Annotated in this window: 6 protein-coding genes and 2 pseudogenes; 4 read left to right on the top strand and 4 right to left on the bottom strand. The window is 64.3% G+C overall.

The window, feature by feature from the left end; translation table 11 throughout:
• The 3 genes from ACK41U_RS18895 to ACK41U_RS18885 all read left to right on the top strand — a co-directional run.
• Positions 1–939, top strand: a 939-nt coding sequence (locus tag ACK41U_RS18895; protein ID WP_409683691.1) for a calcium-binding protein, incomplete at its 5' end; no start/stop codon positions are given.
• Positions 940–1,015: 76 nt separating this feature from the next.
• Entirely contained in the window at positions 1,016–2,254 is a 1,239-nt protein-coding gene (locus ACK41U_RS18890) for a YeeE/YedE family protein (protein WP_409683688.1), read from the top strand.
• 1 nt (position 2,255) lies between these two features.
• Complete coding sequence (locus ACK41U_RS18885) at positions 2,256–2,900, top strand: ceramidase domain-containing protein (protein WP_409683685.1); 645 nt, start codon at positions 2,256–2,258, stop codon at positions 2,898–2,900.
• Positions 2,901–3,324: 424 nt separating this feature from the next.
• On the opposite strand, the pseudogene ACK41U_RS18880 reads toward ACK41U_RS18885, so the two are convergent.
• Both ACK41U_RS18880 and ACK41U_RS18875 read right to left on the bottom strand, forming a co-directional pair.
• Positions 3,325–3,502, bottom strand: a pseudogene (locus ACK41U_RS18880) (IS3 family transposase); the annotation flags it as partial.
• Between the two features lie 525 nt (positions 3,503–4,027).
• Positions 4,028–4,159, bottom strand: a complete 132-nt coding sequence (locus tag ACK41U_RS18875) for a transposase (RefSeq protein ID WP_409683694.1) — start codon at positions 4,157–4,159, stop codon at positions 4,028–4,030.
• A 118-nt stretch (positions 4,160–4,277) separates the two neighbouring features.
• On the opposite strand from ACK41U_RS18875, the gene ACK41U_RS18870 reads away from it, so the two are divergent.
• Entirely contained in the window at positions 4,278–5,393 is a 1,116-nt protein-coding gene (locus ACK41U_RS18870; protein ID WP_409683682.1) for a hypothetical protein, read from the top strand.
• A gap of 187 nt (positions 5,394–5,580) precedes the next feature.
• On the opposite strand, the gene ACK41U_RS18865 is transcribed toward ACK41U_RS18870, so the two are convergent.
• Both ACK41U_RS18865 and ACK41U_RS18860 read right to left on the bottom strand, forming a co-directional pair.
• Positions 5,581–5,739: a hypothetical protein gene (locus tag ACK41U_RS18865; RefSeq protein WP_409683679.1), complete on the bottom strand. Its 159-nt coding sequence runs from the start codon at positions 5,737–5,739 to the stop codon at positions 5,581–5,583.
• 78 nt (positions 5,740–5,817) lie between these two features.
• A pseudogene (locus ACK41U_RS18860) lies at positions 5,818–6,048 on the bottom strand (integrase core domain-containing protein); the annotation flags it as partial.
• Positions 6,049–6,166 lie beyond the last annotated feature (118 nt).

Raw genomic sequence — 6,166 nt, 5'->3', positions numbered from 1 at the left:
GACGTCGCGATGACGATCTATGATGCGGGCGGGTTCGACACCATCAACTTCTCGCGCGACTGGATGGATCAGCGGGTCGATCTGCGCATGGGCGCGTCCTCCGACGTCTGGGGCCTGCGCGGCAATCTGCAGATCGCGCCCGGCACCCTGATCGAGGGCTATGTCGCCGGGTCGGGCAATGACGTGGTGCAGGGCAACGCCGTGGGCAACATGCTGCGCGGCGGTGCGGGCAATGACCGCATCCTGGGCAATGGCGGCGACGACTCGCTGCATGGCGGCATGGGCAACGACACGCTGATCGGGGGGGCGGGCAACGACCGCCTGTTCGGGAACGAGGGCGCGGATCATCTGACCGACATGCTGGGCAACAACTGGATGGCGGGCGGCATGGGCAATGACCGGCTGACGGCGGGGGCGGGGCGCGACACGCTGTATGGCGACATGGGCGACGATATCATTCTGGCGGGCGCGGGCGATGATCTGATCTTTGGCGGGCCGGGGTGGGATACGATCCGCGCCGGGGCGGGCAATGACCGGGCCGAAGGGGGGATGGGCAACGACCTGCTGGATGGCGGACCGGGCCGCGACACGCTGCTGGGCCAGCAGGGCAACGACACGATCATCGGCGGGCTGGGTCAGGACGTGCTGACCGGCGGCATGGGGGCGGATGTGTTCCGCTTCAATTCCGTGGCCGACAGCGCGCGCGGATTGGCGGACCTGATCACCGATTTCCGCCCCGGAGAGGATCTGATCGACCTGCGGGCGCTGAACCTGACCTTTGCCGGGACCGGCCCGCACGAAGGGATGCGCTCGCTGCGGTGGGATCACATGGACGGGGCCACGCGCCTGCTGGTCGACGTGAACGGAGACCGCACGCCCGACATGATCATCCGCCTGGCCGGGCGGCTGGAGCTGGAGGCCGACCACTTCCTGCTGTAACGGGCGGGGCTTGCCAATCGGGGGGCTTCGGGGCCATCTGCCCGGACGCATCCCGAACCATGACAAAGGAACCGCCATGGCCGACGCACAGATCCTGTCCTCCCGTCCCGGAATGGGCCGACCCGGAATGGGCCTGCCGCCTCTGGGCGCGCCGGGCCTGGGGGCGCTGGTGGCGCTGGCCCTGGGCACGGTCGGGTTGGCCCTGACCTACGGCCCGGCGCAGGGCGCGCTGTTCCTGATCGGCGGGGCCCTGGGGCTGTCGCTGTATCACGCGGCCTTCGGCTTCACCTCGGCCTGGCGGGTGTTCATCATGGACGGGCGGGGGCGCGGGCTGCGGGTCCAGATGCTGCTGCTGGCGATGGCGGTGCTGCTGTTCTTTCCGGCGCTGTCCTCGGGCACGCTGTTCGGGAACGAGGTGCGGGGCCTGGTCTCGCCCGCCGGTCTGGGGGTGATCGCGGGGGCGTTCATCTTTGGCATCGGAATGCAGCTGGGCGGGGGCTGCGCCTCGGGGACGCTGTTCACGGCGGGGGGCGGCAATGCCCGGATGCTGATCACGCTGGTCTTCTTCATCGTCGGATCGCTGCTGGGCACCGTCCATTTCGACTGGTGGGCCAGCCTGCCCTCGCTGGAGCCCATGGCCCTGTGGCAGCCCTTTGGCGCTTGGGGCGGCATCGCGCTGTCGCTGGCGATCTTCGGCGCCATCGCGCTGCTGACGCTGCGGGTCGAACGCCGCCGCCATGGCGCGTTGGAGCAGGCGCCCGACAGCCCGGTCCATGGTGCGGCGCGCTGGCTGCGCGGGCCCTGGCCGCTGGTGGCAGGCGCGGTGGCGCTGGTGGTGCTGAACTTTCTGACACTGGCAATTTCCGGGCGGCCCTGGGGCATCACCGCGGCCTTTGCGCTGTGGGGCGCCAAAATCGCGCAGCTGGTGGGGATCGACCCGACCGCCTGGGGCTATTGGCAGCGCCCCGCCAATGCCCAAGCGCTGCAATCGTCGATCTTTGCCGACATCACCACGATCATGAATTTCGGCATCATCGCGGGGGCCATGCTGGCCGCATCGCTGGCGGGACGCTTTGCGCCGTCGCTGCGCATCCCGCTGCGGTCGGTGATCGCGGCGGTGGTGGGCGGCCTCATGCTGGGATATGGCGCGCGCATCGCCTATGGCTGCAACATCGGCGCCTATTTCTCGGGGATCGCGTCGGGCAGCCTGCATGGCTATCTGTGGGCGGTGGCGGCCTTCGCGGGCAATATCCTGGGGGTCAAGCTGAGGCCGTGGTTCTTCATGGAGCGGCGGACCAGCCGGGCGGATGGCTGAGATGGATTGGTTCGCCCCCGTCGACGCCTATTGCGAACGCACTGGCCCGGATTACTGGTCCGAACCCATCAATGCCCTGACCAACCTGGCCTTTCTGGTGGCTGCCGTGCTGATCTGGCGGCGGTTGCAGGGGCCGGGCCTGGCGATGGGGCGGCTGATGGCGGGGGTGCTGTTCGTCATCGGCATCGGGTCGTGGCTGTTTCATACCCATGCGAACCCCTTGACCAGCCTGATGGATGTGGTGCCGATCGTGGCTTTCATCCTGCTTTATGTCTTTGCCGCAACGCGCGATTATTTCGGCGCGCGGCCCTGGGTGGCGGCGGTGGTGACGGCGGGGTTCATCCCCTATGCCGCCCTGACCGTGCCGCTGTTCCAGCAGGTGCCGGGGCTGGGGTCGTCGGCCAGCTATGCGCCCGTGCCGCTGCTGATCGGGGTCTATGCGCTGCTGCTGCGCCGTCGTCTGCCGCAGGTTGCGCGCGGGCTGGCGATCGGGGCGGGGCTGCTGGTCGTATCGCTGACCTTTCGCACCCTGGATCAGGCCAGCTGCGCGGTGCTGCCCATCGGCACGCATTTCATGTGGCATATCCTAAACGCGATCATGCTGGCCTGGATGATCGAGGTCTGGCGCCGTCACCGCATCGGTTAGGCAACCTGGTGCACCCGAGGGGCCGCGTGAAACCGTATTCTCGGCACTTTAGCGTCGAAAGTCGTTCCTACACGGCACCCTAACTTTCAACGGCTTGAAAGCCGTTCTGAAGTTACCCCAGTGGACCCTATCCTGGATAACGGGGTTTAGGCAGCCCATGCATCCATCCTGGAACAGGGTCCCGCGCATCCCCACTGCTGCCCGCAACCATTGATGAGCCAACTCACGGGCTGCGTCGCGCGGTCATCTTAGCGGGAATGCGGTGGCTAGCGGCCGAGCCGTCACCCGCGATACCAGACCAACCGATGATCTCATTCTCCTATCTGTGCATGATCATCTGAACCATCTGGATAAGGTCGGTACGTTTCTGTTCTGATGCTCTTGCACCGCACCGTGAGCTGCTGCCGGTTTCGTGGACACCAGGTCAAGCTGGCATGGCGGATGCCTCGAACTCCGTTGGGCTGCGGTAGCCCTAGTTTTGAATGGCGCCGCCGCGGATTGAAGAAGCGTTCGATGTCGTCGAAGACATCGGCGCGCGCGTCATATCGGGTGCGACACAGTTTGCGGGCGGTCCGTTCGATTTTCAGCGTTGAGAAGAAATTTCCATCGCCGACCTCGCCATGGCCCCTCGGACCAGTGGCGAGACGCGCCATACAACCAGCCCTCGGCAGTCCAGATGTCTGTGACATCGGCCAGCCCGTGCTGGTTCGGCCGATCTGCCTGAAGATCCCGGCCCTGGCATTGCCGACACACCCGAACCGGTGGCGTTCACCGGCTCGATGTCGGCAATGACCGAGCTCGCCATCGTCCTTTGGCTTACCCCGGCGCCACAGCCGCGCCCTGAAGGCGTTGGAGCGCATCAGCCGCAGGGTCTTGCGCAGGCCACAGGCCCGTCCTTCCTTTGGAACATCGCGCCATAGGGTCGACCACTGTCCTTGGACCAATGGCGGACAACGGTCTCACCCTTCTTGAGAATCAGGCGCCACCCGGAGCCAGACCCTCGCGCAGTCGCGTGAATCGATGGCACAGCTGCGCTCAGTCTTTCGGCAGGGCTGCGATCTCGGCCAGATGGGCACGCATCTGCCCATTCCCGGAAAAGGCAGCAGCCGGGGCTTCGCTCATTTCCCTCATCCAGCGGCGTGAGCCACGCTCACGGACAGGGCGAGGTCACGTGCGGCGTGTGACACCGCAACGCCCCGATCGGTGAACAGCCTCACGGCCTCTGTCTTGAACTCACGGCTGAAATTTCGTCTTGTCATATCCACTGTCCAGCTCCCTGGTCACGATCCTATCGTCGTCGCCACAAAACCAGCAGCAGTTCAGGTTGCCATCCGTTAGACAAAAGATCGGCAAGATATTCTTCAGTTGGGGCGCGTCGTGGAATACAAGATTAGCAAGCTAAACTCTGTCGACGGACTTCGGTATTTCATCGACTTCCCGAAATCGGGCCAGCCCGTCAATCCTATGCAGATGGAGATATCCGGATGGGCGTGGTGCGAGACTGGCGCAAGGCCCACGGTTGTAGTGAAGTCGAAGTCATGCACCCGAGAGCTTCAGCTTGAACTGACAAGAGCAGACGTTTCGAGGCACTTGAAGGAGCGGCTTGGGGTCGATGCCGCATCCGACCAGCACGGTTTTTCGACTGCGCTGCCGTTCGAAGACGGCGTGACGATCGGCTTTGACATTGGGCAAGGTCCGGTTTGGGTCTCAGAAATCGGATCAACGCGCAAGGCTATCTTTACCGAATATCCGACGCTGGATGCGCTGACCCGATCGAATGAGGGGATTTGCGGGAATGTTTATTTTCACAACGCTGAGGATTGGTCGAAGGTCGTCATCCTGTTCAATGGGGCTTTGACGGAGGCAAAGATCGCGGCAGAGAGAGCCCCGTTTCAGCGGTGGTCATGGGCAAAGAGGTTCAAGCATCCTGTGTTTTGCGTTGCGGACCCCTTGACCCTTGGCGAGGACAGGCTTCTCCTTGGCTGGTACCTCGGCGCTGCAGGGCAAAACAGCCTGCCGCACACGCTCATGCCGATCCTCGAGCGTATCAAGGAGATCAACGGCGAAGCCGAGGTCATCGGGTTTGGCAGCTCTGGAGGCGGTTTCGCTGCCATCGGGGCAACGCTGCTGGGGTGCATCGACCGTGCGATCGCGATCAACCCACAAACGGACGCCCTCAAGTTCAATGTCCGGTCAGCGGTCGAGGCCTTTCAGAAAAAGCGGCAAAGCATCCCGCGTCAGTCCGACCTGACGACATATGACCCGACCTTGATGCACCGCAACGCATCTGTCACCTATCTGCAGAACGAACACGACCTGCATCACTTCGAGGAGCATTATCTGCCCTTCCGTGCGTATGCCGAACGATCCGGACGGGCAGAAGCGCTTCGGTTTATCGAGTATCGAGATGCGAAATCTGTTCATATGCCGCCAGACATGGACCAGCTCTGTGAACTCTTCGGAGAGGATTTCGCGCCTTTGCTGAAGGACTAGCTGGCCTGCTTGCGTCGTCGGTTGTTTCAGGTCCGCGGGGCGTGTGGCCGACGCCACAGCAGGGGAAATGCAGGCCGCGCTGTCAGGGCCCGGCCCTGCTGCTGATCTCGCGCAGCAGCAGGATCTCGCGCTGCGCGGCCTTCAACTCCTCGATTGACCGGCTAAGCGCCTCAAACTGCCCACAGTTTCAGGCGACGGAGATCTGCAGCTGCTGGATCGAGCGGCGGTGGGCGACCAGATCAGTCCGGATGGCGGTCAGCGGCTTCTCGTGGCTGATGCGCAAGTGCTGGGTTGCCTGTGCGGCGTGCGGCTCTGTCCGCTGCGTCTTGCGCTGGCCTTCGCGCATACCCGCCCATAGCGTCGCATAGCCGCAAGCGAGAGGAGGCCGTGTTGACGCCTGACCTGACCGCCGTGCGTCGCTCGGTCACAACGAGAGGCTGCCGGTTTGGAATTGGTGGTCGGCAGGTTGGTTCAGGGCAGGCGCGCCGGGCGCGGCGTCTTCGGATAGCGCAAGTGTCCGGCGCGCTTCGTGCCGCGTCATGTTGCCGAGTGAGGAGTGCGGCCTGACGGTGTTGTCGTCGTAGCGCCAGAGGGCGATCTTTTGGCGGGCATCGCCCGGTGTGTCGAAGATCTCCTCGTTCAGGACACTCCCCCTTCAATGGCTCGTTCGGGCGGGCCCTCACGACGCACCGTCTTCGGATCGACACCGACCAAGACGCAGGCCCTGCGTTGCGAGATGTCTTCGCCTGTTCTCTCGGACCGATGGCGTTCAC

It is taken from the genome of Paracoccus sp. (in: a-proteobacteria), from assembly GCF_046289755.1.
In the GTDB taxonomy this organism is placed as follows: domain Bacteria; phylum Pseudomonadota; class Alphaproteobacteria; order Rhodobacterales; family Rhodobacteraceae; genus Paracoccus.
The sequence above is the reverse complement of the archived record's forward strand: the minus strand, read 5'-3'. Positions and strand labels throughout refer to the sequence as shown.

Bases quoted from the DNA above. Each gene is read 5' to 3' on its own strand.
- ACK41U_RS18865 (WP_409683679.1), bottom strand. From the start codon at position 5,739: ATGCGCGAAGGCCAGCGCAAGACGCAGCGGACAGAGCCGCACGCCGCA.
- ACK41U_RS18890 (WP_409683688.1), top strand. From the start codon at position 1,016: ATGGCCGACGCACAGATCCTGTCCTCCCGTCCCGGAATGGGCCGACCC.
- ACK41U_RS18885 (WP_409683685.1), top strand. From the start codon at position 2,256: ATGGATTGGTTCGCCCCCGTCGACGCCTATTGCGAACGCACTGGCCCG.
- ACK41U_RS18875 (WP_409683694.1), bottom strand. From the start codon at position 4,159: ATGACAAGACGAAATTTCAGCCGTGAGTTCAAGACAGAGGCCGTGAGG.